This window comes from Streptomyces sp. NPDC048370, from assembly GCF_043200825.1.
Taxonomy (GTDB): Bacteria; Actinomycetota; Actinomycetes; order Streptomycetales; family Streptomycetaceae; genus Streptomyces.
Genome location: NZ_JBICYI010000001.1, coordinates 645,183 through 670,671 on the forward strand (window position 1 = coordinate 645,183; position 25,489 = coordinate 670,671).

Genomic DNA, 25,489 nt, shown 5'->3' on the forward strand with positions numbered 1-25,489 from the left:
GCATCTGTTGGGCGGCGACCCCCGCGTTTGGTGTGCTCGGCAGCGTCCTGCTACAGGGCCTCGGGGCCGCTGAGCACGTGGGCCGACCGGATCGCGCCTCGGCTGCCCGGAGGAGGTCGGCGAAGGTGGTGCACGCCACCGGAGCACCGAGGGCCGTCATGGTCCAGGCGCCGTCGGCGCGGGTCATCTCCGTCATGACCAGCGCTGTGTGACGCCCGTGGGCGGGAAACGCGTACCGGGCCAGCTCCGTGGCCCAGGCGCTCGTCGACAACCCTGCAGTGTGCGCTCTGCACGGTCTCGAAGGTGCTGCCGTGGAAAGAACTGACGGCGAACACGATGCGGTCCGCGTGGGGAGGCAGCCGGGACAGACGGGCGACGAACGACTCCTGGTCCCCGTCACCCGCGATGTCCTCCACCACGGGGCCGGCGATGTGCTCGATGGAGCCGTCCGGGTGGGCTGGGTTCTCTGCGAACACGGTGTCGAGAAACCGGCCTTGGCCGTACAGCAGGGCGAAGCTGCTGAGGCGGCCGTGCCGGCAGGGCCCGAGCGAACCGGGGTGCGGAGCGGACCGCCAGCCGATCCCCATCCGCACCAGGTTGAGCGGGCGGCCGTCCGCCGTGTGCAGGGGAACCTGCCGGCCCTTGGCCATGTGGACGGGCACGTGGACTCCGGGTGAGGTCGCGGACAGAGAGCATGCAGGAGCGGACCGCCGGATGACGCGGGCGCCGTCCTCAGCCTCACGCGCCGCCCGGTGCGCCGGAATCCGACGGCTGTCGGGCGCCGCTCCGCCACCCAGCCGGTCTGCACCCACCGCATGGCGGGGGCAGACCGGCTGGGCACTCCACTCACACGGCGGGGCGCTCGGCCGGAACCAGGAGCTGGGTCGCGGCGAGCTGTGCGTACAGCTCGTCCTCGGCCACCAGCTCCTCGTGGGTGCCGATCGCGCGGACCGTGCCGGCGTCCATGACGACGATGCGGTCCGCGTCCGTCACCGTCGACAGGCGGTGCGCCACCACCAGGACGGTGGTGGCGCCAGCCGTCTCGGCGATGACGTCCCGCAGCGCCAGCTCGTTGACGGCGTCGAGCTGTGACGTCGCCTCGTCCAGGAGTAGCAGCCGAGGCCGGCGCAGCAGCGCGCGGGCGATCGCGACGCGCTGGCGCTCGCCGCCGGACAGCTTCGAACCGCGGTGCCCGACCAGGGTGTCCAGGCCGTGCGGGAGACGCTCGACGAGGGTGTCGAGCCTGGTCCGGGCGAGGACGTCGCGGATGTCGTCGTCCGTGGCGCGGGGCGCGCTGAAGACCAGGTTCTCCCGCAGCGTGCCGGCCAGCACCGGCGCGTCCTGCTCGACGTACCCGATGACGGACCGCAGTTCGGACAGCGGCCACTGCCGGATGTCCGTGCCGTCGACCAGGATGCGCCCGCCGGTCGTCTCGTAGAACCGCTCGATGAGCGAGAACACCGTCGACTTGCCCGCGCCCGAAGGCCCGACGAAGGCAGTCATCCCGGCGCCCGGCACCTCGAAGTCCACCCGCTGGTGGATGTACGGCAGCCCTGGCCCGTAGCGGAAGGACACGTCCTCGAAGCGGACCGACGCCGGACGCACCTCGGTCCGCACCGGCCTGTACGTGGCCGGCGGCTCCGCGTCCAGACGGTCCACCTCCTTGATACGGGAGATCGCGGCCGCGCCCTCCTGGTACGCGGAGGCCGCCTCGACCAGCTTGTACACCGGCTCCATCAGGTAGAACAGGTACAGCAGGAAGGCGATGAGCGTGGAGACGGGGATGTCCCCGGACGCCACCCTCGCCCCGCCGACCGCGAGCACCGCGAGGAACGCCAGCTCGACGGCGAGGTTGTCCGCCGTACCCAGCAGGGCCTCCCACTTCGCGCCGCGCACGCCGTTGCGCCACGCACGCCGGGCCGACGCCTCGACGCGGGCGGTCTCCCGCTCCTCGACGCCGGACGCCTTCACCGTACGGAACGCGCCGAAGGCCCGCTCCAGGCCGGTGGACATCTCGCCGACCGCGGCCTGGGAGCGCTCGGCGGCCTGCCCGATCTTGGGCATCACCAGGGCGGCACCCGCCCCGACGACCGCGACCACGGCGAGGGTGACGCCGAGCAGCACGGCGTCCAGGAAGGCCATCACCACGACCGCCGCGACCAGCGTGAGCGCCCCGGTCGCGGCGTTGACCACCGCCTGGGTGCTCACGGCCCGCAGCAGCGTGGTGTCGGAGGTGACCCGGGACATCAGATCGCCCGGCTCCATCCGGTCCACGGCCGAGAGCCGCAGCCGCAGCAGCCGGCCGATCAGACCGCGCCGGGCGGCCAGCACCACCGACTCCGCCGTCCGCTCCAGCACATAGGCACCGAACGCCTCGGCCACCGTGCTCAGCAGCACCAGCACGGTCAGAGCCAGCAGGATGGTGGCGATCGTGCCACCGGACGAGAGCCGGTCGACCAGCGCCTTCGTGGCCAGCGGCTGCAACAGCCCGCCGGCCGCCCCCACCAGCGCCAACAGCAGACCGAGTACGACGGTCCACCGGTGCGGGCGGACATACCCGTACAGCGCCTTGAGCGTCTCGCGGACGCGCAGGGACTCGGCACCCGTCGTCTCCGGGGCGGATGCGGTGTTCACAAAGATTCCTTTCGTACGTGATCTCCCGCGCAGCGCGTCAGCAGCGGCGGGCATCGGTCCGAACCGGGCTGTGGCGCTCGACTCAGGGCGCGAGCTCGACGGCCGTCGCGGCGATCGTGTGCACAACGGCAGCACGCAGGTCAGGGCTGACGACAGCCCGACGGAGGCCGCTCGCCACGAGCGCCATGCCGAGGAACTCCCAGAGCGCGCTCCTGCGCTGCCCAACGTTCCCCTGCTCCGGCCGGCGGCCGATGGGAAGCGCTGGGCTCCAGCTTCTGCGCACGCTCTGTCATGTCACCAGCCTGGAAGCCCATGCCTTCCGTCGGCCATCCGACGATCGTCGGCTGCACCCCCGCCAAGTGGCTGGAACCCCCAGCGCACGCTGTCATCGCTGGTGTCCCAAGCTCACAGCGCCCACGACGTACAACACCGTGTCCCGGTCCGTCTGTACGATGAGCCGGTCGAGGTCCTCACCGTTGGTGTCGGTAGCGCACACCGGGGTCGTCGTCGATGTAGGCCACGAAGTTGCCGCCGTACTCGAGCACAACCCGCTGCCGCCTCGCGCATCCGAGCGCGTGAGTGGAGCACAACTCGCTTGCGTTCCTTGCCTGCGGATTATGATCCAGGACTCCGACACCGTTGGGATGTTCCAGCTGGAGTCCCCGGGCCAGCAGGACCTGGTCGGCAGGCTCCAGCCCCGCGACCCGCAGGACGTCATCGCCGACATCAGCCTCTTCCGGCCGGGCCCGGTTTTGTTTCCGCACTCGCTGTGTCCCGCGCTGGTCGTGTCTCGTTGTGGCGAGGTCACGTCGCAGGCTGTGTCCCGAACAGTCGCGTTCGGCCGTAGCAGAGGATCTTGCCGAGGCATGCGGATCACTTGCCTAGGCATGCGGATCAGCGGAGAGAGCGCATGCCCCTTCCGCCGCCTGGGGGGCGCTGATCGGCCGGGTTGACGGGGACGTCCTGGCCCTGCTGTCAGCGGCGCGTCGGCGGGTTCCTGTCGTGCTTGACTCCGACGCCACCACCCGGCTGGAAGCCGAGCTCGCCCAGCTGGGGCTGACCCACGCAGTGGACTCCGTCGTGAACACCGCGCGGATCGGCGTGGCCAGGCCCGACCCGCGTGTCTATCAGATCGCCGCCCAGCGAGCCGGGGTTCCCGCGTCGCGGTGTCTGTATCATCGACGACACCCTCACGAACGTCACCGCGGCGACCGCAGTCGGCATGACCGGTCTGCACTTCCAACGGATCCAACAGCTGCGTGATGCGCTCGCACCGGTAGCTGGCGCCGACCAGCCGCGGTAGGCAAGCACCGCTTCTGCCAGCGGCAGAACGGCGGCCGGACCGGGCTCGACGATCACTACAGTCCAGTCTCATGACGAAGATTACGACGCGCACGGTCGAGTACCCGGCCGACGGTTTGACGATGATCGGGCACCTCGCGCTCCCGGCCGGTGTCGACCGCCGGCCCGCGGTACTGCTCGGACCAGAGGGCATGGGGCTCAGCGACGTCGAGCGCCGCCGGGCCGATGCCCTCGCCGAACTGGGGTATGTAGCACTGGCCTTCGACCTTCACGGCGGGCGCTATTTGGGCGACCCCGAGGAGATGCTGGCCCGTTGCCTACCGCTGCTCGCTGATCCCGACCGGATGCGGGGCATCGGCCATGCGGCGCTCGACGTGTTGCGCACCGAACCGCGGACCGACCCCGACCGGATCGCCGCCGTCGGCTATGGCACCGGAGGCGCCGTCGGGCTGGAACTCGGGCGCGGCGGCGTCAACCTGCGCGCGATCGGGACAGTCAACGCACTGACCACGGGCCGACCGGGCGAGGCGGCGCGCATTCGCTGCCCGGTGTGGGCCGGGGTCGGGTCGGAAGACCCGATCATGCCGCCCGCGCAACGGAATGCGTTCACCGCTGAGATGCAGGCCGCGGGCGTCGACTGGCGCCTCGCGGTCTACGGCGGCGCCTTGCACGCCTTCCACCACCCGCCGGTCGACCACCCCACGGTCCCCGGCGTCGGCTACCACCCACGGCACGCGCAGCGAGCCTGGCGCGACGTCGTCGACCTGCTCGCCGAGTGCCTGCCCGTGACGGAGGGTCTGGGGCATGACCCAGGTATGCATGCTGGCGCCGGGCACTGACGGTCCCCTCCCCTCAAGTCCGCACAGCAGAACCGCAGCCGGGCGGATGGTCGATCGCGGAAACGCGTACGCAACTGCCGCAGCAAATACCGCAGGTGGCAAACGTCGTCTGCTCGCTGGCGGCGGCTCTCAAGTCAGTGGCGACCGGACAGGTCAGTCACGGGCTGGCCCGTGAGGGACTGGGCGATCTGCCAGAGCTGGCCGCCGCGCGACGCCTTGGCGAGCACCTTGTCCCCTGACTGAAGGACGGTGTGCAGGAAGGCCGCAGCGGTCTTGTTGTCGCCCACCATGGCCACCTCGGGCACTCCTGCGGCCCCGGCTGCGAGGGCAAGCTGCTTCGCGAGATCTCGCCAATCGCGAGGACGAGATCGACGCCGACCTCGGCGGCGAACTACCCGACCGAGCGATGCGCTTCCACCGCCTCCTCGCCCAGCTGCAGCATCTGCGATCCTTCGGCCGCCTGCGGCCTCGGCGGTGTCGCCGTCCGTCTCGGGCATCAGCCGTCTCCGTTGTCGAGCAGGGGCGCGAAGGTGATCGCGCGCCCCGTGTAGGAAGCGGACAGGCGGCTGAGGGGGACTCGATCATGTGACTGGCCCCAAGTGGACGGATCTCGGAAGAGGATCACCGGCTCGGGGCCGTCGTCATAACCGTACAAAATGACGAGGTGACCGCCCGTTCGGCCGTCGTCGGGGAACTGCCCGGTAACGGACACGATGAGGGGGGCGTCATCGAGGCGGCCGAGCAGGTCTTCAACGGGGACGGGTTCCGCCAGGGAGGGTACCCCCAGCTCGGTCGCCAGGTTCGCGATGCCGGCGTGCAGCGCTCCACGCGGAGTCAGAACCTCGTGCTTCACGGCGAGCTTCAGGAGTTCCGTCACCGTGGGCGCCTCGCGCCCGTAGGCGAGCAGGATCGCTCTCAACGACGCCAAGCCGCACGCCCGGTTGGACCATTCGATCCTGTCCCCAAGTGCCCACCCGCCGTGTAGATCCCATTCAGCGGGGTCGATGAGCTGTCGGCACAGGGGGACATCGTGGACGCGCGGCACAGTGGGATGCTCCTACAGGGAGACGGCAGCCTTCCGCGTCGCCGTGGTGCTGGAGAACACGGGAGTGGGCAGGGGGGATATCGTACGGCGGCCGGGCCAAGGCCTCGTGAAGCATCACCCGTACGACATCCGTGTGCGTGAGCCCGACCGTCGCCGCCCCGACCGCGAAGGTGCTGCCACGGGACATGCCCGGCGTGCTGTTGACTTCCAGCACGTACGCGTCGCCGTCCTCGGTGACGATGAAGTCGATGTGGGCCGAGCCGCGCAGCCCGATCCCGTCCCAAGTGTCCGGGCATCCCTGGCGATCCGGTTCAGTGCTACGGTCTCCAGTTCGGCGGCGCGGAGGGTGACGGCGCCCTTGGAGTCCATGTCGAGCTTGGTGTCGGTGTCGTAGAAGTCGGCATCGGTCGCCTCGGTGGTCAGCGGCGGGAAGACGATGACCGAGCCGCCGGGAAGCTCCAGCATGCCCACGGTCACGGGGTGCCGATCACGTAGTCCTCGACGAGCACCTCTTCGTCGCTTTCGCCGGCAGCCTCCGCCAAGGCGCGGGGCAGGTCGTCCGCGTCGCGGACGAGGCTCATGCCCACGCTGGACCCGCCGAAGGGCGGCTTCACCATGACGGCCTGGCCGGCCCAGTTCGCCGGGCCGCCGGACCAGACGCGCCAGCCGGGCGTCGGGACGCCGAGGGTCAGCATGACCCGCTCGCAGAGGATCTTGTCCGCGGCAACCGCAGGGGCCGCGACTCCGCTGCCGCAGTACGGCACGCCTGTCTTCAGCGGACACCGGCCCTTAGATGAGGGCGACGCCGAGGCCCCGCCGGTTGCCCCCACGTACGGAGTTCCTCGGTGGCCTTGTACGCCGCGCGCTTTGGGCTGGGGTCGAGATAGAGGGTCATGCGAGTACCCCTTCGAAGGTTGGGTGACTGGCCCGCCAACCCAGGCGGCCCGATTCGGGTGGCCGTCGTGCGGGCGGACGGTGAAAGGCTCACCGGCCAGGTTGTGGACAGTGACCTCACGTTTGGCGACGAGGCCGCGCATGGTGGCGATGACGACGACGCCGACGACGTGTTCAGTGCCGGTATGCGCGCTGTCGAACCAGGTCGGCCTGCCGTTGATGACCGTCTGCAAGACGCGGGGGTGAATGGCGCCCGCTTCAGCCGTGACCCACGCGGAGTCGGTGTCGACGCCGGCCTCGTGCATGAGGCCGGCCATCCGGAGCTGCATCGTACGGAATCCCTGGTCGCACTCGGCCGTCCATGCCACGCAACGCAGCGCATTGCCGCACATGGTGGCCATCGACCCGTCCGCGTTGAAGCACGCTACTTCGAGCACGGAGGGGTCATCGTCGGCGGGCGGCTAATGACCAGGCCATCTGCCCCTACGCCGGTACGCCTCGCGCCCGACGCGCACGTTCACCGGACTCACCTGGTTCGCCGACGCCTGGGTCCAGGTGCACGTCCTCCGTAAAATCGTCGGCCATGGCTCGCTGGCCACCACCCAGCGGTACCTGCACCCCGACGTGTACAAGATCACCACCGTCGGCGCCGCACTCTCAGCACACCTCAGCGGGCTCCGCGCGCCCCGGTCCCTGCCGAGCCGGATCGTGGTCGCCCACTGACCGGTCAAGGCGAGTTGGTCCCCACGCGGTCCCCAAAAAACGATCAAGGGCCGTTTCAGAGTGATCTGAAACGGCCCTTGAACTGCGACTTCGAAAAGTCGGGACGACAGGATTTGAACCTGCGACCCCTTGACCCCCAGATGTAGGGGTAGGCGGTATTTTCCGGATATAGCAGACTTAATCCGGTCGCAGAGAGTGCACGTGGCGGCCTGTCGCGCACCATCGTGCATGCCGTGTGGTCCCCAACTGGTCCCCAACTCACGTCCGGGCTCAGCCTCATGCACCTCCGCGATCCTTCTGAGTGACAACGAAGCAGCGAACTGCCCCGCCCATCACGGCAGTCTGCCGATAGCATCCCGTTCCTGGGCTGGGGACTCCATTCATGGGTGTGTGTCAGCCTCATGGCGCTCCATCGCAGAAGAGGAACGAACACCCTGTGAGCATCGCTCGCGTAGACGGGCGGGTACAGCCTGCCCGCTCCGGTGACCCGAAGCGGGTCGGTCCCTACCGGATCATCGGCCGTCTCGGATCGGGTGGCATGGGCACCGTCCACGCCGGTCTCGATCCATCCGGCCTCCGTGTCGCTGTGAAAGTGATCCACCCCGCACAGGCCGAGGACCCTGAATTCCGGGCCCGCTTCCGCCGAGAAGTCCAGCTCTCCGCCCGCGTACACGGACCGTGCCTCATCCCTCTCCTCGCAGCAGACCCGGATGCCGAGACCCCCTGGCTGGCCACCGCCTACGCGCCCGGGCACACCCTCGACCAGCATCTCGCCGCCCAGGGGGCGCTCACCGGCGCAACCCTGTACGCCTTCGCCACCGGCACCGCCCAGGCCCTCGCCGCAATCCACGCCTCTGGCGTCGCCCACCGCGACGTGAAGCCGCAGAACGTCATCCTCACCCCGGCCGGTCCCCGGGTCCTGGACTTCGGGATCGCCCATGCCGCCGACGGCACCTCCGTGACCCGGACCGGTGTCATGACCGGCACTCCCGGGTGGATCAGCCCCGAGCACTACCGCACCGGCACCGCCGGCCCCGAGGGCGACATGTTCGCCTGGGGCACCCTCGTCGCCTACGCCGCCACAGGGCGCCTGCCCTTCGGGACCGGAGCTCCCGACGTGGTCGCCTACCGCGTTATGTCCGAAGAACCCGATCTCGACGGCCTCCCCGACGAACTGCGCGAGCCTCTGACGAAGGCGCTCGCAAAGAACCCCGCCGAGCGAATCCACGCCGAAGCGGCGGCAGAGGGATGCGCGCGACTCCTCGCCGGTCAGACGACCCAGGTCCTCGGCATGACCGCCGAACCTGAGCCGACGCGGATCAGTGACCGCCTCACCACCGCGTGGAACCTCCCCGACATGGAGGACCCCACCTGGAGCCTTCCCACGCCCCCGACACGCAGGCGCGCGCTCATCACCGCCGCCGTCACCGCAATCGCCATCGCCGCCGTCTCGAGTGGCATCGTCGCCTTCTACAACAGTGACGACCGTGCGGATGTGGACCTCACGTCCGGCCACGCCTCCCCTTCGACACCCTCCACCGAGATATCCGCCCCGCTCAGCGCTTCTGGAACCACGGCTGCTGGCACGCCTGCGGAGACCCCGTCCGCTCCTGTGGTCGATCCGCGGACCATCAGGATCCCCAAGGAACCCCTCGCCGGAGTCACGAATCCCGCCTACACGCGAACCGGCGACGAAACGCAACCACATTCCGACGAGTGGAGTGCGAGCACCATCGCCGGCAGCCCCGAAGAGCGTGACGCCGAGAAGGCGATTCGGGGCCGAATGACGTCCATGCTGGCTACCAAGGACATGGACTTCATGAAGCCCACCATCACGTTCAACCAGCGGGCGCAGACGGTGATGGTGACCGGTGGGCCGGTGCCGCAGCTGCCCGAGAACTACCAGGAGGTGTTCCGCAGAGCCGGCGAGATGGCGGCCTGCTCCGCCCTCGCTCACCGTCTCAAGAACGACCCGGCCACCTGGCCGTACGGCCGCTTCGCCATCTACTGGAAGACGTCCGACGGCGATCTCGATGCGGCACCCCTCGGCTATGGCGAGGCCACTGACGGCTGCATCTCAGAAACAGCCGGCCAGTGGCACGGAGACGAGTCCGGCATGGCCACGGCCGAGATACCCAGCAGCGACAAGGCGGAGATCCACGTCGCGGATGCCACGGTCAAGGCCATCGTCTCCACCTGGAATACCAACACCACCGAGACGAATGACGACCCCATCGCGCTCAACGACGGCATCAGCCTCGGCTTCGACCCCGTCGAAAAAGCCGCCTACATCTGGACCGACGACCCCAATAACCGCTTCACCAGCCGCGCCTCTCAGTCCAACCTCACAGGGGCCGTCGAGAAGGCTGTCTGCCGCAAGCTCACGCTCGAATTCCACAGCAACAAGAGCTGGGAATACACCCGCTGGGCAGTCGCCGTCTACGACGCGTACGCCGGCACGCGCAAGTTCATCGGCTCAGGTACCTGCCCTTCGTGAGTGCCGCCAACCACCTGGGCAGTGGCGCACTGACCAAGTATGAGGGCCCACGCCGCGAGGGCGGCTTGTCCGCGGATGGTCCGTTGTTGTCGCAGCGGCGGTGCGCGCTGTCCGATTCGGCGTGTAGCAAGCGTCGAGCCCCGCCCAGAACGTATAGCCCGGGTTCAGACACGGTCTCCGTGGCCGTGCAGGAGGTAGTGGGAGTCGCCCGGGTGGCGCTGGACCCGGGCCTGTCGCCAGGCGGCGTCGAACGACAGCTGCTGGGGAGGCGAGGCGTATGCGCGGGCGCGGCGCATCAGGAGCAACGCCCGCCAGCTGGTTCGCGGGGACAAAAGGAGACGCCACAACGTCGTGTGCCGGGCGCTCACGATGCGTCCGTGGCAGTGGGACTGGTCTCACTGGTCGCCGGCGGCGGTTTCAGCAGGGCTTCGACCTGGTCGGCATGACCAGGCTTCCGGGCGGCGCGCATCCCGTTGGCCAGGAGTACCACCAGTAGTCGCTTCTGTTCCTCCTTGGGGAACTCGGCGAGGAAATCCCGCAGGATGGTCAGGAGTTGCCGCTCCATGGGTTCGTCGTGGTCCTTCGGGTAGCCGCGCAGCCGTCGTGCGAGCGCTTCCAGCTCCGCGTCAGCGGGCGGCTGGGTGATCTGCGCATCGGGCTGCTGGAGCCATCGGGCCAGGAGGGCTGCCGGGTGGGCGAGTTCCTGGGCGAGGGCTTCCGCGCGCTGCCTGGTGAGGGTGTCTGTGGCCGCCTGGGCGCGTATGGCAGTGAGCAGTTCCTTCACCGCGGCACGGTCCTCATCCGCGAGTTCGAGCTGGACGGAGGCGGTGACGGTGGCACCGTCCGGAAGGCCGAGTTCCTGAGGTTGGCGCAATTGCCGTGCGCAGGCGTCCTGTGCGGCGGGGAGGTTGATCGGGTCCTGGTCGCGTACTGCAGCTGCCGCCGTGGTACGCAGGGCGGTGCGGACACGGTCGGCGATCTCGTCCGGGTCGTAGGGGCCTGAGGGCTCCGGTGTCAGGGTCGCGTGGATGGTGGCGGTGTAGTGGATGCCGGGTCGGCTGCTGCGCAGCACTGCGGAGAAGGCGCCGATCTCCCGGTGGAGTCGCTTACGGCGGGCCCGTTTGAAGCCGTGCCTCATGTCACGTCCTCCGTCCCGGCGCGAAGGGTGGAATCGTCGTCGGGGGCAATTGCGGGGCCCAGCGGCGTCTGGATCTGGCCGCCGGGCGGCGTCGGCCGGGGGTCGTTCCATCGCAGGATTAGGCGCTCGCGCAGGTCGACGACCGACTGTGAGGTGTATCCCGTGCCGGCCCGTCCAGCGATGAAGGTGGACAGCGGACCGGTCATCCAGTGCTCGCGGATGACGCGGTTGAGTACCTCGACCACTGCATCAGCGTCGAGTACGCCGTCGGCAACGGCTTCGGCCCAGGCGGTGAGGACCTCCTCGCACCCTGCTTCCAGCGTTGGCACGGACAGGGCGGCGGACCATCCCTGCACCAGTTCGTCGGCTGTGTCTGGGTGCTCCAGGGCGTTGGCCAGTAGCAGGGTCGCGGCAGGGTACTCGGCGGAAGGACGGAGCAGAGTCAGGACTGCGCGGCGTGCCGCGAGATGGTTGCGATCGTCCGGCTGCTTATATTCGGTCAGCCATTTGTTGACCGTGTCCCACACGCGCGGCAGCAGCCGGAGGTCCGAGCCCATGGCGCGCAGGACCTCTTCGGCCACGGATACGGCACTGTCGTGTTCGCCACGGCCCAGGACCCAACGCAGGCAGGTGAGCGCCTGGCGGGGGTATTCCTTGGAGAAGGGCCCCTGGCACACCACCGCGGCCACGGTGGCGTTGGCCCGGGATTCCTGGCCCGCCCAGGATCGCAGTTTCGTACGGGCTTCCGGGCCGAGGGAGGAGTCCCTAGCGACGCGCGCGAGCAGACGGGAGGCGCCGTCCTGCCCGGCGTCACTGGCGGTGGCCCATGCCTGGGCGACGTCCAGGGGACGCAGATCGCTTTCGTCGACGGCGAGTTGGGCGAGCAGATCCGCGATCTGCGGGATCCGTCCGGCACCGAGCCCCTTGGGGGCGGTGAGCTGCTTGACCCACTGGATCAGGCTGGGCTGGATGTCGCTGAGCTGGCGCCAGAAGTGCCGCAGTACCGCGGCCGGGTATCCGGGCAGGTGGCTGAAGGAGACGCGCTGCCCGTCACTCTTCGCCTGGACCGCCTCCAACCGGGTGACGAGGTCACGGCCCGTGAGAATGTCCCGGATGCCGCGCGTCTTCTGGTCCCTGAGCAGCAGACGCGCCCCGGCCAGGACTTCGGCGGGGCTGAGTCCTTCAAGCATGATGGCCGCCAGCAGCAACGCCCGATCATCCGCGCTGTCCTGTGTCTCGCGAAAGACGGTGCTGACTCGTTCACGCCAGCGCAGTACGAGGTCGCGGGCGTCCTTGACCGTGCCGCCCGATTCACCGATGCGGCTGAGTTCACGGGCGAGTGCCGCGGCGTCGCCCGGATGCATGTCGGCGCGAAGAAGATCATCTAGCGGGGCTCGACGGTCCTCACCGTCGCTCTCCTCGCCCCGCCTGTCGACGTCCCGGACGCTTTCCTGCAACCATCCCCGGCGTGCGACCCACGGATAAAGCTGCTCAATGTGGCGCCGCGCGATCCGGTCCCCCGGGGGTGCGTGGACGGCGCGAACGACGGTGCGCCCCAGGACCGGGTCGTTTTCGGGCCAGCCGCGCTCACCCGCCACCACGACAAGGTAGGAACCTCTTTTCCGCAGGTTCTCGGCGTGCCCGAGGAACTTCCTGGCCGTGACGTCCGGCTTCTCCCAGCGCGCGCTCTCGCCCGAAACGTCAAGCAGGTACCCCCGGCCGTGCTCGGCGGGGAGCAAGAACTTGTCTTTCTCAACCGATTCCCAGTCCGGCAATACGTGCTCAAGGCGCAGCCGTAGCCTGGGCCCGCTGTTGCCGGGCAGGAGGGGCCGCAGCTCAGACAGGGCGCGCAGTCCCGCTGCGGTCTTGCCCGTCCCGGGCGGGCCGGCGATCACGACTACGCGCTCGTCCAGGCCGAGCATCGCCAGCACTTCCGGGGCGGTCGCGATCTCCTTGCCCTCGCCGTTCTCGGCGACCCAGGCACGGCGGACCGCGTCAATCTCCGCCGGAGGCACGGGCTCGGTGGGCAAAGGCTCCTGCTGGTGCAGGTTGATGTCCCGCCCAGCTTGCAGCAGAGTCGAGTAGGTGTTGTTGGCCGCGTGAATCCCCCCATGGGATACACGATTGTCGGGCGGCACGGTGGACGAGGTCACGGCCCGTTCACGCCCTCGGGTTGCGTGGCGGCACCCCGTAGTTGATACCCCCACTGCCCGCGTCCAGGTTGCCCAACGCCTGCACGATCTGGCTGTTGGTGTTGCTCTGCGCGGTCAACACCGGAGCGCCCTCCGACGGCGCGTCGTCCTGCGGGGCGGGCAGGAGCACCGCCAGTTCCTCGCCCATGTCGGGATAGCGGTCCAGATAGGCACCGAGCTGCAGGACGAGCCGCTGCTCCAGCCGGATGCGCAGATCGTCGCGGTCTTCCTCTGCCGCCTCGGCGAGGGTCTGCTCCGCCGCATCCAGCAGCTCCAACTGCCGCTCCACAGACGACTCCCCATCCCGTCTGAAGAACCGGGCCAGGGCTCCGCGCAACGACAACCAGCCGCCCCTGGCCATCTCCGCCGCCACGGCACTCGCCGCTGGCACAGCCACGGCCATCACGTCCAGTTCCGAAGCCACCATTCCCCCTCGTCCCATACGCCGTCGTTCCACGCCAGAAGAACAGTCTGCGATCACCCATGCACACAGAGCAGCGAGATGAGGGAGCTTGACGGAAACGGATAGGGCCGGGCACATCGCAGCACATCGCGCACATTGCCCGGAACAAGTCACTCCGTGGTGCACCAAACTGCCTGCCGTGCTTGTGAACAGTGCCGCCGGTCAGGAGTTCGACACGTATCCAGCCAGCTCGGTGTGTGCTGTGCGAAGCCGGGGTCGGTATGCGGCAATCGGCAGGATGGCCAAATTCGGACTCTCGTTGCCCTGCAGTGGCCAATGGTCAGCGTTTTGCACTCCTGGACGAACCTCGACCAGGGCGATGCACACGGCTGGGTCCATCGATCTGCCAGCCTTCGACGCCGGCACCGGGTAGATCTTCTAGCGGCAGAGATAAAGTCGACGCTCCAGGTGAAACAGATCGAGGAGCGGCCTGTGAACGAGAACTCGTCAGCTCGCTCGGACGCGGGCGGTAGCGCTGGAGCTGGCGGCTTTGACTTCCAGGACCGCGTCGCTGCATGGTTCGCCGTCGCCACCCTCGCCAGCGAGGCCGCAGCACCGGTGCAGGGCCTGTGGACTGGCGCGGTCGAGCAGGTCGCGTGCGAGACCGGCGAGCCTGTCGACGACTGCAGGGTACACACCACCGACGGCATCACCCTGGCGCTCCAAGCCAAACGATCAATCACCTTGGGCACCACGAAGACCAGCGAACTAGCGAAGACTGTAAGACAGTTCGTTGCTCAGTACCTGCTACCCGAGCACGATGATGACCGCCTTGTCCTCGTGACAACTTCAGAGGCTTCCGGGGCAGTCAGGAACGACCTTGAACAGGCTCTCCAGCGGCTGAGGAACAGCCCGGTCGGCTCCGACATCGCCGCTCTCCGGCTCAACGCAAGACAGGTGTCCGCGTACAAGGCGTTCACTGCTCATGCGGCAAGGGAGTGGGAACAGCAGCGCGACACAGCGCCTTCTGCTTCTGAGCTGGAAGGCTTCCTGAGGCAATGCTACGTGTGGACTCTCGATGTGGAGGTGGGCGGCGTAGCTGAAGTAGGAGTTCTCGACCGGCTTCGCGCATCTGTGATCGCCGAGGCCGGGCAGGCAACCGCCGCATGGAATGTCCTGCTCAGCACCTGCAGGCAGTTGGCCATCAATCACGGAGAAGCGGGATTGGAGCAGCTGCAGGAGTCACTCATCGTGAGTGGGTTAGCTCTCGCAACACTGCTGAACTTCAGGGCGGACGTGGTCCGGCTGACGCACGTCACCGACGAAAGCATCGAGCAGCTGAGCAGCGGGCTTACCACGGTCCCCGCACCACAAGGAGCCGTATCGATCAGCCGCAGTTCGGCCTCGGGGCTGGCCGAACGGTCCTTGGCGGAGTCCTTCCTCGTTGTGGGAGGCCCCGGCGCGGGCAAGACTGTCATCCTCCACGAGATTGCGTCGACGGCGCGTGATGCTCAGCGCCCCGTGCTCTTCCTCCAGGTGGGCAGCCTTGCAGCGACCAGCGCTGGAAACCTGCAGTCCGAGTTGGGACTCCGACACCCGCTCCTGGATGTCCTGGCCCAGTGGTCCCCAGGTGAGGTTGGGCTGCTTGTCATCGACGCTCTCGACGCGGCGCGGACCGATGCATCGTCCGGGCTCTGGAGGTCGATCATCAAGGACGTGGGCCGTCGGCTGCCGCACTGGCGGGTCGTTGCTTCGATCCGCACCTGGGACTTGTCCCACTCTCCTCAGCTGCGCACGGCCTTCCCTGCGGATCCAGCTGAAGTGGATGATTTGGACGACGAGGAAGTCGCACAGGTCAGCAGCATCTTTCCTGAACTCGGAGACTTGATCGACAACTCCGACGACCACCAGCGGCACCTTCTTCGGAACCCGTTCAATCTACGGCTGGCCGCCGAGCTGCTCCATGACGGTGTATCTCCTGCCGGGCTCGCTGGCGTTGGCAGCCGACTCGATCTCTTGAGCCGCTACTGGCAGAGCCGAATCAGCGAGGGCCAGGATGGGAGCGCCCGTGAGGCCCTGCTCGCAAAGCTGTGCGCAAACGCGGTGCGCGAACGCCGCTTGGCTGTGCCCGCCCAACAGATCCTGTCCGGCGACGCATCTGCAGCCACCGTCCTCCAATCGCTGCTGTCTCGGTCAGTCCTCACCTCTGCGCCCAGCATCGCGGGCGGACCCGGTCGGGGACCCTTGCAGTTCGCGCACCATGTGCTCTTCGACTACGCGGTCGCGCTGGTGCACTTCGAAGCATTCAGTGGAGGCCTGCCCGAGTGCCTACAGGAAGACCCAGATCTCCTCCTGTTCGCCCGTCCCAGCATCGACATGTACCTGGACATGGCCTGGAACCAGGGGCCGGCAGTGTTCTGTGAGCTGGTCCTGAAGCTCGCCGATCCGGGAATGAGCCCAATGGCCATGACCGCCGCCGCCGAGGTCATGGCCCGCAATACGCGAAGTACTGCGGACCTCGAGCCCCTGCTCAAAGCCACGTCGAATGCCATCCCCGCGGCGCAGCGCCTCCTGCAGGCAGCGGCCATCGCCGTCTCCATCAGAATCGCCGACCCGTCGCTTCCTGGCGCAGGGGTATGGGCGGCCATCTCCGAACGACTCTCGCACCATCCCGCGGCGACCCTCCAGGCTCTGGGAGACCTGGTCCGAAAACTTGCTCCGCAGTACCAAGCCCTGGTGCCCGAGCATCAGCGGGCATGCGGCCTCGCCGCACGCCGGCTGATGGAGTACCTGTGGGGCCAGCCACCCGTGTCCGGGGCACGACTGGCGATCACCGCCGTCATTCAGACCGCAGCAAGCGACCCCGCAGCAACGGAGACTCTGCTTCGCCGGGCCATCGACCCGAAGCAACTCTCCGAACGCGGCTACCACGACCTATTCGCCCTGACGGACAGCATCGAGCGACTGATCGATCAGGTGCCCGGAATTGTCGAGGACCTGTACGTGGCGGTTCTGAACCACAAGGAGACGTCATCCGAAGCCACGCGTATGGGCTCTGGAGCTGTCTTCACCCTGCAATCCACCCGACAACAGGACTTCGACTCGTCCAAGTACAGCCTGGTCCAAAGCTTCCCGGACGTATTGCGGTGGAACATCACGGTCGCCCTGTCGATCCTCAGCAGGCTCAGCCTCACGGAGCGCCCAGACGCCCCGACCGTGACGATTCGACTCGCCTGCAACCCTGTCGAGATCATCGTCGATGACTCACGACGGTGGGACTTCCCGTTCAGTCCCGCAGGACGGGATCTTCCGGAACTACTCGATACGTTCCAGAGGCACGCTTCCGGGGCGAATGAGAATCACCCTCAAGCCATCGTCGGAGCCGCAGCGTCCGCGCCGCACGCTGCCAGCGTGTGGCGGCGCATCCTGCTGGCAGCAGCCGACAACGCCGCTCTACGGAGGGCGCTTTTCGAACAGCCCGCCACCTTGGCGACGCACCTGACCGTCCCCGACCTCTTCGGCGCCGCGGCGGCTCTCATCCAAGCAATCCATCCAGACCTCGATCCGGAGCAGTCAGCCGCTCTCAAGGACGCCGTACAAGCCCTGAAGCCCACGGACGTCGGCTCAGATGCCCCCGAAGCGGCCACAGCGGCCCGGCGCTACCACGCGTTCGTTGACTCCCTGTCCACGAACCACCCTGGTACAGCGACTGACCGGTCACTCGAGCAGGGTGACTGGGATAGCTGGGTTGCCACAGACCCAAGCCCATGGGAGCCGATTTCCTCGGGGTCCAGCGCAGACGAGGCCCCCTCAACCGTGGCTGCCCGAGGCCTCATCACGGTGCTACGCGAGTTCACCGACCGCCATCTCAACGGCGTGCCTGAGGTATCAGAGCTCACGTCCAGTCTCCCCGAAGCCACCGAGCTGTGGGGCATGCTCGGTGATCTCCCAGACACTGTCCGCGACGAATCGGAAGACCTCCTGGCGCAAGCCGCGGAAATCTGGACACGCAACGCACAAACCCCGGGCGACATGCTGACGCAGGCCCAGGACATGCTGCTGGCCTTCGCTGTACATCGACGACCCGAACCCAGCACGGAAAACGCCCACTTCGACACCCTCATCCCCCGAGGCCCCCGCGGCGACGCCGCACGCGGCCTGCTCCAGCTCAGCCGCCTGCCAGAGCAGTACGGCCCCCAGCTCACATCAGCCCTTCAAGAACTCGCCGCAGATCCCGTTGGTTGGATCAGACTCACCGTCGCCCGGGCGGCCAGCTATCTCCACCACACTGACCCAACCCTCGCCTGGGAGCTCCTAAACCGCTTGGCCGACCAGGACGACGAGGCCGTACTCGGCGCGACAGTCGATGCGGCTTGCCGCTCCATGGGCGACTGGGGCCGCGGAATGGAGTTGCTCGCCCGCGTAACGGCACGCATCGCCCCAACGGCCAACCGGAATTCTGCGGCAGCCACGTGTGCCACAACAGCCGGGCTCCTGTGGGTCCACCACGCCATGCCCGAAGCCGGCAACGCTGTCACCCACATGGCAGAACAGTGGCCGGGCGCAGAACCGTGGTTGACGTGCATCCATAACCTGCGCGGGGCGCTCACCGATAGCGATCCCGCAGTCAGGACACGAGCACTGGACCTGTACTTTCAGTTGGCTGAGCCAGCCATGGCCAAGATCACATCTCTACTTGAGCGAACCCAAGCACTGACGGACGCCGAGCAGCAAGACCTGCGGGCACAACTCCTCCTGGCCGACACGATCGCCCTCCAGATCTACGTGGCCACCAAGCCAGGTGACTCCGGTGATGGCCAGCCCACAGAGGAACAGGTCAAACTCGTCGACGAAGCCACGCCACTGATGCACCTGCTCATGGCGGTCCCTAACGCGAAGGTCACCCACCACCTCGTCCAGATCTACGAGCATGTTCTGGACCAACGCCCGCAGCAGGGCCTCATCGGCGTACGAGGCATCCTCACCACGACAGGAACACAAAGCGGCTACACGGCAGACACTCTCGCCGTCAGTACCTGCGTCAAGTTCGCGGAACGCATCCTCGCCGACCACCGAGACATCCTTAGGATCCCTGAAAACCTGACTGCCCTACGCGAAATCTGCGACTTCTTTATCGAGGCCGGATGGCCCCAAGCCCACCAACTCGTCTTCGGCATCGAACAAGCGTTTCGCTGAATCAACTCACGAACCCTCAGGGCCAGCCGGACGGCGGGTCCCCGTGGGCACTACCTGCGCCATTCAGCCGATGATGCGTGGCAGATCTTCGCAGGTCGGCGAGACCCCAGAGGGCGGTGGCCTGCCTGTGCTCTCGACAGCACGGGGGTAGTCGGCGGCGGTCATGCCGTGGCGGCGCGCCCAGGAGCGGAACGAGTCGGGCTTCATGCCGAGCGAGTAGGCGGCCATCGCGGTCGTGACCAGCGGGTGACCGTCTTTACCGAATTCCTTGATCACAGCCTCATTGTGTCGGATCGCGGATCTCGCAGCAGGGCATCACCGGTTGCGGATTGTCAGAAGGACTGTAATGCCCAAGAGCGCAATCCCAGCCACCTCCATTATGAATCCGCGGCGCAACCACGTCCCCTTTTCGTTGATCGCTTTGGTCGTCTCCTCGAATACGTCCACCTGCGCGTCCGCAATGACGCGCTGAGCCTGTCCCTCGGGGGCTTCCCAGTGTTCCTCAGCGATGATCACTCGGAGATCGCTCGGTTCGATGACGTCGGGTGCGGTCCGCGGCTTGACCACCAAGAGTCCGCAGATGCAGGCGAAGATGAAGGCCGTGAGCGCGCAGGATGCGCTGGCGAGCTGAGCAGTCGACAGCTTTCGTCCCGGCGCCAGGATTCCCAAGAAAGCGAGTCCGATACTGGCCACAGCACCCGACGTGGTAATGAGCGAAACCGCCCGCGCCTCGACGTTGTCGCGGCGCGCCCGGACATACGTCAGCTGCTGAGAGATGAATTCCGCCGCGACCCTCCCGGCAGTCACGCGCCGCCACTTTTCGGCTTCTTGCGCGGATTCGCGCCGGCCGTGAGGCTCTTCAGTGTCAGCTTCCTCGGGTAGTCCCGGGTCGTGTCAGAGGTTCCTCCTGCGCCGCTCCCGCTCGGACCGCCGGCTCCACTCTGTCCGCCTCCGCCGCCCTGAGGCTGGGTGTTGGCCATGGTCACGTTGCACTCCTCTGAACGTAGTGTGACAGCAGGCAGCATGCCCTACGGCACTGACAGTCGGCATACCCCCTGCTGGCTCCACAGATGGATCATCGATTCTGCTGCGTCCTGTGGACGAACTGGTGTTGGATGCGGGCATGGTCGAACCAGTCGGAGCCGCCGCCTCCGCAGCATCGCGCGCCCTGGTAGGCGCCGTCACCAAGCAGCTGATGTCGCAGACAGGGACCAAGCTCGGGGGCCGGGAAGAACGGCGCCAGGTCTACGCCCGCTTCCAGCAGGCGACCGTAGCCGCGATGGTCGAAGCTCAACATCAGCGGCTGCTCGTGAAGGTCGTATACCCGCCTGGATCAGCCCCAGGAAGGCGCAGGGGATGGTGGAGCCCCTTCACCGGTTGCTGACCGAGACACTCCAGACGTACATGGACCTGCGAGTCGTCGCGAACCCGAAGCCTCTCGAGGCAGCCGACGCTGTGCTCACCGCAGTCAACGGCATGTTCGACCTAGTCTCTGGCGACGAGGGTGAGTTCTGGAAGACAGCCGATCAAGTCGGCGAGGCTCACCGGGCATTCGTGGACACGGTCAGGGATGACCTCTGGTACCTGCCGCAGTGGTGGCAAGCCTACCAGCCGAGCTGTTGGTCAATTCGCGGGACCAATCGAAGGCGGCGCAAGGCTCTTCGGTCGGCACGAACGGCATTGCCGACGTGACCGGCGCTACCACCGTGCTACCTCCGTACCTCGGTACGCTTCCTGAACTGACGTTCCTTGTAGCGGCGCGCGAACTGCCACCAACTAGGGCTGTGCGCGAGGTCGTGCCGAGCCGCCTCCAGGAACTTCCCTCTCGCCCCCTGGCCACCTCTACCACCTCCTGCCAAGCAGGGCGGAGCTGAAGTCATCCTGTCCCGCCTGAAGGCGCACATGGAGGTCCAAGAGCATCGAGTCGGCGGTTCTCCGCACCTCGTCGCTCCCGGGCTCTTCCTTCTCGTACATCATGAAGTGCACGCGGAGTGAAGCGCTGGTGAGACGGGACGCAGCGTCGAGGAACGCGCGCTATGCCTTGCTCTGATCCTCGGGACTTCCCGCCCTGGAGACCCCGGAGGATCGGTAGTTGCTGAGCAGCCGCTTGGCACCAGCGCTAGTTGCGCTTCGGCCGACTGCGGCCATGAGGGTCACGGATTCCATGAGGAGCACGGTGCCGCATGACGGCCTCAGTGCGCTCAGCGCTTGATCTGGTGCTGCTCTTCCCAGGGCCGGGTGGCGTCGCGTCCGGCGTCGAGGAGCGGGATCATGCGGAACGCCGCGTAGGTGAGGCTGCCGAGAGCGTGCCGGTTGCCGCTGCCGGACGTCATCGTGGCCTCGCGGTATGCACGGGCACGGTCTGCGGGACGAGGTCGTCGATCCGGGTCTCGGGCATGCCGCCGCGGCAACTCCCGCGTTGGACGGGAGCCAACCAGGGCGGGTCTGCTCATCGGTGACGATGGCGACGCGGTCATGCCTGCGCAGTGCTTCCAGACGGCCGAAGGAATGTCGGTGCCGTCGATCTAGCCGATCTGCTCGACCAGGCGCAGGATGCTGCCGCCGCGTGGCACGGCGATCGTGCGGGAGTCCCATCCGAATTCGACGAGGGTGAGCGCTGGGGAATGAAACCTCGCGGCACCGGCGCGGCCGAGATCCGGACCATTCCCGGACCAGAGCCCCCCCCCCACAAGGCCAGCATCCTGCTGGTCAACCGCTTGGCTCAGATTTACCACCAGCAGACGAGGAATCTACTGAGCGTCTGCGGGTCCCTTGGACGCGCAGACAAGGGAAATCCGCTGGTCACGGCCCCTCTGACGGGCGTGGTGGTCGCCTGTGGTCGCACGCTGAGGGTGTCGGACCTTTCCCGCCTCGTGGAGGCGATCGCCATGCGTACCAGCGCCGGCCGAGGCCGTATCTACCGTCGCTGTGGCTGCAGGGACACCCACCGTCACCAGATAGGTGCCCGCTGCCCCCATCTGGTCACCGACAGCACCCACGGGACCTGGGGCTTCGCCGTCGATGTCCCCGCCCCGGGCCACCGTCGGACGACGGTGCGCCGGGGCGGCTTCACCACCCAGGATGCGGCCGAAGAAGCCTTGCGCCGGTTCCTTGAGGGTGAGGCCGGTGGATTCGACGCGGACCCGAACCAGACCGTCGCCGCCTACCTGGACACATGGCTGACGGCGAAGGCGCTCGTATTGAAGCCGACCACGATGGCCCGCTACCGGGACTACGTCCGCAACGATCTCGTCCCCGCGTTCGGGACCCTCAAGCTCGACCAGCTCGACCACCGGCACATCTCGGCCTTCGTCACCGGCCAGCTCGCCGCCGGCCGCGGCCGCACCACTCTCTACCGGTGCCTGGCCACCCTCTCCAGCGCGCTCGGCGACGCCGTCCGCCAGCACCGCCTCCCGCACAACCCGGCCTCTCCCCCGGTCCTGCACCGGCCGCCGTCGCCGGAGCGGCGGATCTGGACAGCGGAGGAGGCGGCCCGCTTCCTTGCCTACTGCCACCAGGCCGACCCGGAGATGGCCGATCTGTTCGAGGTCCTCATCGGCACCGGCATGCGCAAGGGCGAGGCCCTCGGCCTGCACTGGGACGACGTCCACCTGGGCGAGGGCGTGCTCTACATCCGCTGCACGCTCTCCGCCGTCGACAACAACCGCCTGGTCATCACGACACCGAAGACCCGGTCGAGCAGAGGCTGGGTCGCTATCTCACCCCGCGTCGCCACAGCCCTCCGCCGCCGCGCTGGCTCGGCAGCCTGGGCCCCCGGCGACCCCAACGACCCGTTCGCGGGGCTGGTCTTCTGCCGACCCGACGGCCGCCCGCTCGGCCCGCACTCGGTGCTCGACCGCCTCCACCAGCTGTCCGAGGAAGCCGGCGTCCCCCGAGTCACCGTCCACGACCTACGCCACCTCGCCGCCACCATCACCATCACCGCCGGCGTCCCCCTCACCGTGGTCTCCAAGACACTGCGGCACTCCACCCTGTCGACCACCGCGAACCTCTACAGCCACCTCACCCAACAAGCCGCGCACCAGGCCGTCGACACCATCGACCACGTCCTCAGCGGCGCCCAGCAGAAGGCCGACCGTACGGGCCAGCCCGCATGGCTGCGACCACCGCGCGACCACATCAACCGCCTCCGCGAAGCCCTCCACCAGCTCCGCTCGCCCACACCACCCGCCGCCAGCCCCCTGGCGAACCAGCCCAGGCACCGGCGTGCGACCACACTGCGACCACCACGCCCCCGAACGCACGAAAGGCCGCCCTCCCACGAATGAGAGAACGGCCTCCGACCTGCGTTTCCGCACAGTCGGGACGACAGGATTTGAACCTGCGACCCCTTGACCCCCAGTCAAGTGCGCTACCAAGCTGCGCCACGTCCCGGTGCCCGTCTGACCTGGGGTTTCCCCCCGGCTGAACGCGCATGAGAACAATACCGCACTTCCTTGGGTGGTCACGAACCGCTTTACGTGGTTGACCTCAACTTCGCTTGAGGTTGCACGGTGGGTGGCATGACGAACACGGACATCGACCGGCTCCACGGCCTCATGGGCCTCATGACCGGTGACGAGAAGCATTCGCCCGCCGCCACCTCCACCCTCGACGCGCTCTGGGTGCTCTACGACCGGGTGCTGCGCGTGTCGCCCGAGACCGTGGAGAGGGAGGATCGGGACCGGTTCCTGCTCTCCAAGGGGCACGGGCCCATGGCGTACTACGCCGTCCTCGCCGCCAAGGGCTTCTTCCCGGAGGAGCTGCTCCCGGGCTTCGGCTCGTACGACTCGCCCCTCGGGCACCACCCCGACCGGACCCTGGTGCCGGGCGCCGAGATCGGCAGCGGGTCGCTGGGGCACGGGCTGCCGCTGGCCGTGGGGAGCGCGCTCGGGTTGCGGGCGCGGGGGATCACCGAGGCGCGGGTGTGGGTGCTCATCGGGGACGCCGAGCTGGACGAGGGCAGCAACCACGAGGCCATCGCCTACGCCGGGCCCGCCGGCCTGGAGCGGCTGCACACGCTGGTGATCGACAACGGCTCCGCGACCCACGGCTGGCCCGGCGGGATCGCCTCGCGGTTCGAGGCCGCCGGCTGGTCCGCCGAGACCGTCGACGGGCGGGACCACGAGGCGCTGTACGCCGCCTTCACCGCACCCCACCCTGGGCGACCGCACGCCGTTGTCGCCCGCGTCGAGCCCAAGAACGCCTGATCAGCCCCCTCCCTCCCGAGACGCGTAACAAGGAGCTTCCCCCATGGACACGATGCGTGACCGCTTCATCGCCACCACCAGCCGGCTGCTCGACGAGGACCCGCGCCTCGCGCTCGTTCTCGCCGAGATCAGCAGGGACGGGTTCAGCGAGGCCGAGCGGCGCCATCCGGATCGGGTGATCAACGTCGGCATCCGGGAGCAGCTGCTGATCGGCGCGGGCGGCGGGCTCGCGCTCACCGGGATGCGGCCGGTGCTGCACACCTTCGCGAGCTTCCTGGTCGAGCGGCCCTTCGAGCAGGTCAAGCTGGACTTCGGCCACCAGGGCGTGGGCGGCGTGCTGGTCAGCGCGGGCGCCTCCTACGACTGGCCGGCCGGCGGCCTGACCCATATGGCGCCGGGCGACGTGGCCCTGCTCGACACGCTCGACGGCTGGACGATCCACGTCCCCGGCCACCCGGACGAGGCGGAGACCCTGGTGCGGCAGGCCGTGGCGGGCGACGGCCTCGTCTACGTCCGGCTCTCCGTCCAGTCCAACGCCGCCGCCCGCCCCGTCTCCCCCGGCTTCAGCACCGTCCGCGAGGGCGGCGCCGGTGTGGTCGTCGCCGTCGGGCCCATGCTGGACAACGTCCTCGCCGCGACCGAGGGCCTGGACGTGACCGTCCTCTACGCCACCACCGTCCGCCCCTTCGACGCCTCTGGCCTGCGCCGTGCGGTCGACGCGGCGCGCCCCGACGTCGTCCTGGTCGAGCCCTACCTCGCCGGTACGTCGACCGCCGCCGCCAACGACGCCCTGGCCGCGCTCCCCCACCGGGTCCTCGGGCTCGGTGTCGCCCGCCGGGAGCTGCGCAGGTACGGCACGCTCGACGAGCACCTGGCAGGGCAGGGCCTCGACCCGGCCGGGCTGCGCGAGCGGATTTCGGCCTTCCTCGACCTCTGACCGGGCCGCGAGCGGCCGCCGAGCCGACGCGGGCGCGCGCGAGCGGGCGCGCCGCGTCGGCTCAGCCGCGCTCCGGATCGACGCCCACCTCCGGATACTGCGCGAGGAGGCGGCGCGGGGCCGCCTGGCGCCAGGAGTCGGCCAGGATCGCGCGGAGCTCGTCCTCGTCGTCAAGGGCGTCGATCCGGACACGTATCCAGGCGTAGTTGTCGTCGTGGCCCTCGCGGATGAAGAACTTGGCGGGCTCGGCGGCGAGGAGTTCCGTGCGCTCCTCCTTGGGGCATTTGACCCCGATCGCCCGGTCGTCGTCGTCCAGCGAGGCGAAGATCTTGCCGCCCTGGCCCGCCCGGAAGGTGGGCATGCCCCAGGCGAGCTTCTCGACCGCCGCGGGCAGTGAGAGTGCGATACGGCGTACATCGTCGGCAGTGGCCATACATCGACCGTACGACGCCCCACTGACACCGACACCCGCCCACGCA

The 25,489-nt window shown here is 68.2% G+C and carries 24 protein-coding genes, 1 tRNA gene and 1 pseudogene; 10 read left to right on the forward strand and 16 right to left on the reverse strand.

What is annotated here, in order from left to right; all coding sequences use genetic code 11:
* Positions 1 to 50: 50 nt before the first annotated feature.
* Positions 51 to 650, reverse strand: coding sequence for a TerD family protein (locus ACGFYP_RS02720; protein WP_393486017.1), 600 nt, complete (start codon positions 648 to 650; stop codon positions 51 to 53).
* A 196-nt stretch (positions 651 to 846) separates the two neighbouring features.
* A complete protein-coding gene (locus tag ACGFYP_RS02725; RefSeq protein ID WP_393485595.1) occupies positions 847 to 2,634 on the reverse strand; it encodes an ABC transporter ATP-binding protein in 1,788 nt (595 codons plus the stop codon).
* A 617-nt stretch (positions 2,635 to 3,251) separates the two neighbouring features.
* Between ACGFYP_RS02725 and ACGFYP_RS02730 the strand changes: the two are divergent.
* The 3 genes and pseudogenes from ACGFYP_RS02730 to ACGFYP_RS02740 all read left to right on the forward strand — a co-directional run.
* A pseudogene (locus tag ACGFYP_RS02730) lies at positions 3,252 to 3,386 on the forward strand (hypothetical protein); the annotation flags it as partial.
* A gap of 250 nt (positions 3,387 to 3,636) precedes the next feature.
* On the forward strand, positions 3,637 to 3,897 hold the full coding sequence (locus tag ACGFYP_RS02735; protein ID WP_393485598.1) for a hypothetical protein: 261 nt from the start codon (positions 3,637 to 3,639) through the stop codon (positions 3,895 to 3,897).
* Positions 3,898 to 4,007: 110 nt separating this feature from the next.
* Positions 4,008 to 4,775, forward strand: a complete 768-nt coding sequence (locus ACGFYP_RS02740; RefSeq protein WP_393485600.1) for a dienelactone hydrolase family protein — start codon at positions 4,008 to 4,010, stop codon at positions 4,773 to 4,775.
* Positions 4,776 to 4,909: 134 nt separating this feature from the next.
* On the opposite strand, the gene ACGFYP_RS02745 is transcribed toward ACGFYP_RS02740, so the two are convergent.
* The 4 genes from ACGFYP_RS02745 to ACGFYP_RS02760 all read right to left on the reverse strand — a co-directional run bounded on the left by ACGFYP_RS02745 (position 4,910) and on the right by ACGFYP_RS02760 (position 7,151).
* Positions 4,910 to 5,071: a hypothetical protein gene (locus ACGFYP_RS02745; protein WP_393485602.1), complete on the reverse strand. Its 162-nt coding sequence runs from the start codon at positions 5,069 to 5,071 to the stop codon at positions 4,910 to 4,912.
* A gap of 200 nt (positions 5,072 to 5,271) precedes the next feature.
* Positions 5,272 to 5,820 (reverse strand): C39 family peptidase, encoded by a 549-nt coding sequence (locus ACGFYP_RS02750; RefSeq protein WP_393485605.1) that lies wholly within the window; start codon positions 5,818 to 5,820, stop codon positions 5,272 to 5,274.
* Positions 5,768 to 6,094 (reverse strand): hypothetical protein, encoded by a 327-nt coding sequence (locus ACGFYP_RS02755; protein ID WP_393486019.1) that lies wholly within the window; start codon positions 6,092 to 6,094, stop codon positions 5,768 to 5,770. Before ACGFYP_RS02755 ends, ACGFYP_RS02750 begins: the two co-directional genes overlap by 53 nt.
* 199 nt (positions 6,095 to 6,293) lie before the next feature.
* Positions 6,294 to 7,151 (reverse strand): hypothetical protein, encoded by an 858-nt coding sequence (locus tag ACGFYP_RS02760; protein ID WP_393485607.1) that lies wholly within the window; start codon positions 7,149 to 7,151, stop codon positions 6,294 to 6,296.
* A 118-nt stretch (positions 7,152 to 7,269) separates the two neighbouring features.
* Here ACGFYP_RS02760 and ACGFYP_RS02765 point away from each other — a divergent pair, with 118 nt between their 5' ends.
* Both ACGFYP_RS02765 and ACGFYP_RS02770 read left to right on the forward strand, forming a co-directional pair.
* Positions 7,270 to 7,437, forward strand: a complete 168-nt coding sequence (locus ACGFYP_RS02765; protein ID WP_393485609.1) for a hypothetical protein — start codon at positions 7,270 to 7,272, stop codon at positions 7,435 to 7,437.
* Positions 7,438 to 7,873: 436 nt separating this feature from the next.
* Positions 7,874 to 9,934: a serine/threonine protein kinase gene (locus ACGFYP_RS02770; protein ID WP_393485611.1), complete on the forward strand. Its 2,061-nt coding sequence runs from the start codon at positions 7,874 to 7,876 to the stop codon at positions 9,932 to 9,934.
* Between the two features lie 164 nt (positions 9,935 to 10,098).
* On the opposite strand, the gene ACGFYP_RS02775 is transcribed toward ACGFYP_RS02770, so the two are convergent.
* Genes ACGFYP_RS02775 through ACGFYP_RS02790 form a run of 4 tightly spaced genes read right to left on the reverse strand, consistent with a single transcriptional unit; the run spans position 10,099 to position 13,655 of the window.
* Positions 10,099 to 10,266, reverse strand: a complete 168-nt coding sequence (locus ACGFYP_RS02775; RefSeq protein ID WP_393485613.1) for a hypothetical protein — start codon at positions 10,264 to 10,266, stop codon at positions 10,099 to 10,101.
* Positions 10,267 to 10,298: 32 nt separating this feature from the next.
* The gene (locus ACGFYP_RS02780) at positions 10,299 to 11,072 is read right to left on the reverse strand and encodes a hypothetical protein (RefSeq protein WP_393485615.1); all 774 of its coding nucleotides are present in this window, start codon (positions 11,070 to 11,072) and stop codon (positions 10,299 to 10,301) included.
* Positions 11,069 to 13,225 carry a hypothetical protein gene (locus tag ACGFYP_RS02785; protein ID WP_393485617.1) on the reverse strand — a complete coding sequence of 719 codons (2,157 nt, stop codon included), beginning with the start codon at positions 13,223 to 13,225 and terminating at the stop codon, positions 11,069 to 11,071. Before ACGFYP_RS02785 ends, ACGFYP_RS02780 begins: the two co-directional genes overlap by 4 nt.
* Before the next feature lie 7 nt (positions 13,226 to 13,232).
* Positions 13,233 to 13,655, reverse strand: a complete 423-nt coding sequence (locus ACGFYP_RS02790; protein ID WP_393485619.1) for a hypothetical protein — start codon at positions 13,653 to 13,655, stop codon at positions 13,233 to 13,235.
* Between the two features lie 504 nt (positions 13,656 to 14,159).
* Between ACGFYP_RS02790 and ACGFYP_RS02795 the strand changes: the two genes are divergently transcribed.
* On the forward strand, positions 14,160 to 18,863 hold the full coding sequence (locus ACGFYP_RS02795; RefSeq protein ID WP_393485621.1) for a hypothetical protein: 4,704 nt from the start codon (positions 14,160 to 14,162) through the stop codon (positions 18,861 to 18,863).
* 63 nt (positions 18,864 to 18,926) lie between these two features.
* On the opposite strand, the gene ACGFYP_RS02800 is transcribed toward ACGFYP_RS02795, so the two are convergent.
* The 3 genes from ACGFYP_RS02800 to ACGFYP_RS02810 all read right to left on the reverse strand — a co-directional run bounded on the left by ACGFYP_RS02800 (position 18,927) and on the right by ACGFYP_RS02810 (position 20,160).
* Complete coding sequence (locus ACGFYP_RS02800; RefSeq protein ID WP_393485623.1) at positions 18,927 to 19,139, reverse strand: hypothetical protein; 213 nt, start codon at positions 19,137 to 19,139, stop codon at positions 18,927 to 18,929.
* Positions 19,140 to 19,178: 39 nt separating this feature from the next.
* Positions 19,179 to 19,670, reverse strand: coding sequence for a hypothetical protein (locus tag ACGFYP_RS02805; protein ID WP_393485625.1), 492 nt, complete (start codon positions 19,668 to 19,670; stop codon positions 19,179 to 19,181).
* A gap of 268 nt (positions 19,671 to 19,938) precedes the next feature.
* Positions 19,939 to 20,160, reverse strand: a complete 222-nt coding sequence (locus ACGFYP_RS02810) for a hypothetical protein (RefSeq protein ID WP_393485627.1) — start codon at positions 20,158 to 20,160, stop codon at positions 19,939 to 19,941.
* A gap of 59 nt (positions 20,161 to 20,219) precedes the next feature.
* Here ACGFYP_RS02810 and ACGFYP_RS02815 point away from each other — a divergent pair, with 59 nt between their 5' ends.
* Positions 20,220 to 20,555, forward strand: coding sequence for a hypothetical protein (locus tag ACGFYP_RS02815; protein WP_393485629.1), 336 nt, complete (start codon positions 20,220 to 20,222; stop codon positions 20,553 to 20,555).
* 509 nt (positions 20,556 to 21,064) lie between these two features.
* Here ACGFYP_RS02815 and ACGFYP_RS02820 read toward each other — a convergent pair.
* Complete coding sequence (locus ACGFYP_RS02820) at positions 21,065 to 21,196, reverse strand: hypothetical protein (RefSeq protein ID WP_393485631.1); 132 nt, start codon at positions 21,194 to 21,196, stop codon at positions 21,065 to 21,067.
* 555 nt (positions 21,197 to 21,751) lie between these two features.
* Between ACGFYP_RS02820 and ACGFYP_RS02825 the strand changes: the two genes are divergently transcribed.
* On the forward strand, positions 21,752 to 23,152 hold the full coding sequence (locus ACGFYP_RS02825; protein WP_393485633.1) for a tyrosine-type recombinase/integrase: 1,401 nt from the start codon (positions 21,752 to 21,754) through the stop codon (positions 23,150 to 23,152).
* 32 nt (positions 23,153 to 23,184) lie between these two features.
* On the opposite strand, the gene ACGFYP_RS02830 is transcribed toward ACGFYP_RS02825, so the two are convergent.
* Positions 23,185 to 23,258 (reverse strand) — tRNA-Pro (locus tag ACGFYP_RS02830).
* Between the two features lie 128 nt (positions 23,259 to 23,386).
* On the opposite strand from ACGFYP_RS02830, the gene ACGFYP_RS02835 reads away from it, so the two are divergent.
* Together ACGFYP_RS02835 and ACGFYP_RS02840 are read left to right on the forward strand one after the other, a co-directional pair.
* Positions 23,387 to 24,073 carry a transketolase gene (locus tag ACGFYP_RS02835; protein WP_393485635.1) on the forward strand — a complete coding sequence of 229 codons (687 nt, stop codon included), beginning with the start codon at positions 23,387 to 23,389 and terminating at the stop codon, positions 24,071 to 24,073.
* Positions 24,074 to 24,116: 43 nt separating this feature from the next.
* Positions 24,117 to 25,010 carry a transketolase family protein gene (locus ACGFYP_RS02840; RefSeq protein ID WP_393485637.1) on the forward strand — a complete coding sequence of 298 codons (894 nt, stop codon included), beginning with the start codon at positions 24,117 to 24,119 and terminating at the stop codon, positions 25,008 to 25,010.
* A gap of 61 nt (positions 25,011 to 25,071) precedes the next feature.
* Here ACGFYP_RS02840 and ACGFYP_RS02845 read toward each other — a convergent pair whose 3' ends face one another.
* Entirely contained in the window at positions 25,072 to 25,443 is a 372-nt protein-coding gene (locus ACGFYP_RS02845; protein ID WP_361965955.1) for an MmcQ/YjbR family DNA-binding protein, read from the reverse strand.
* Positions 25,444 to 25,489: the final 46 nt, after the last annotated feature.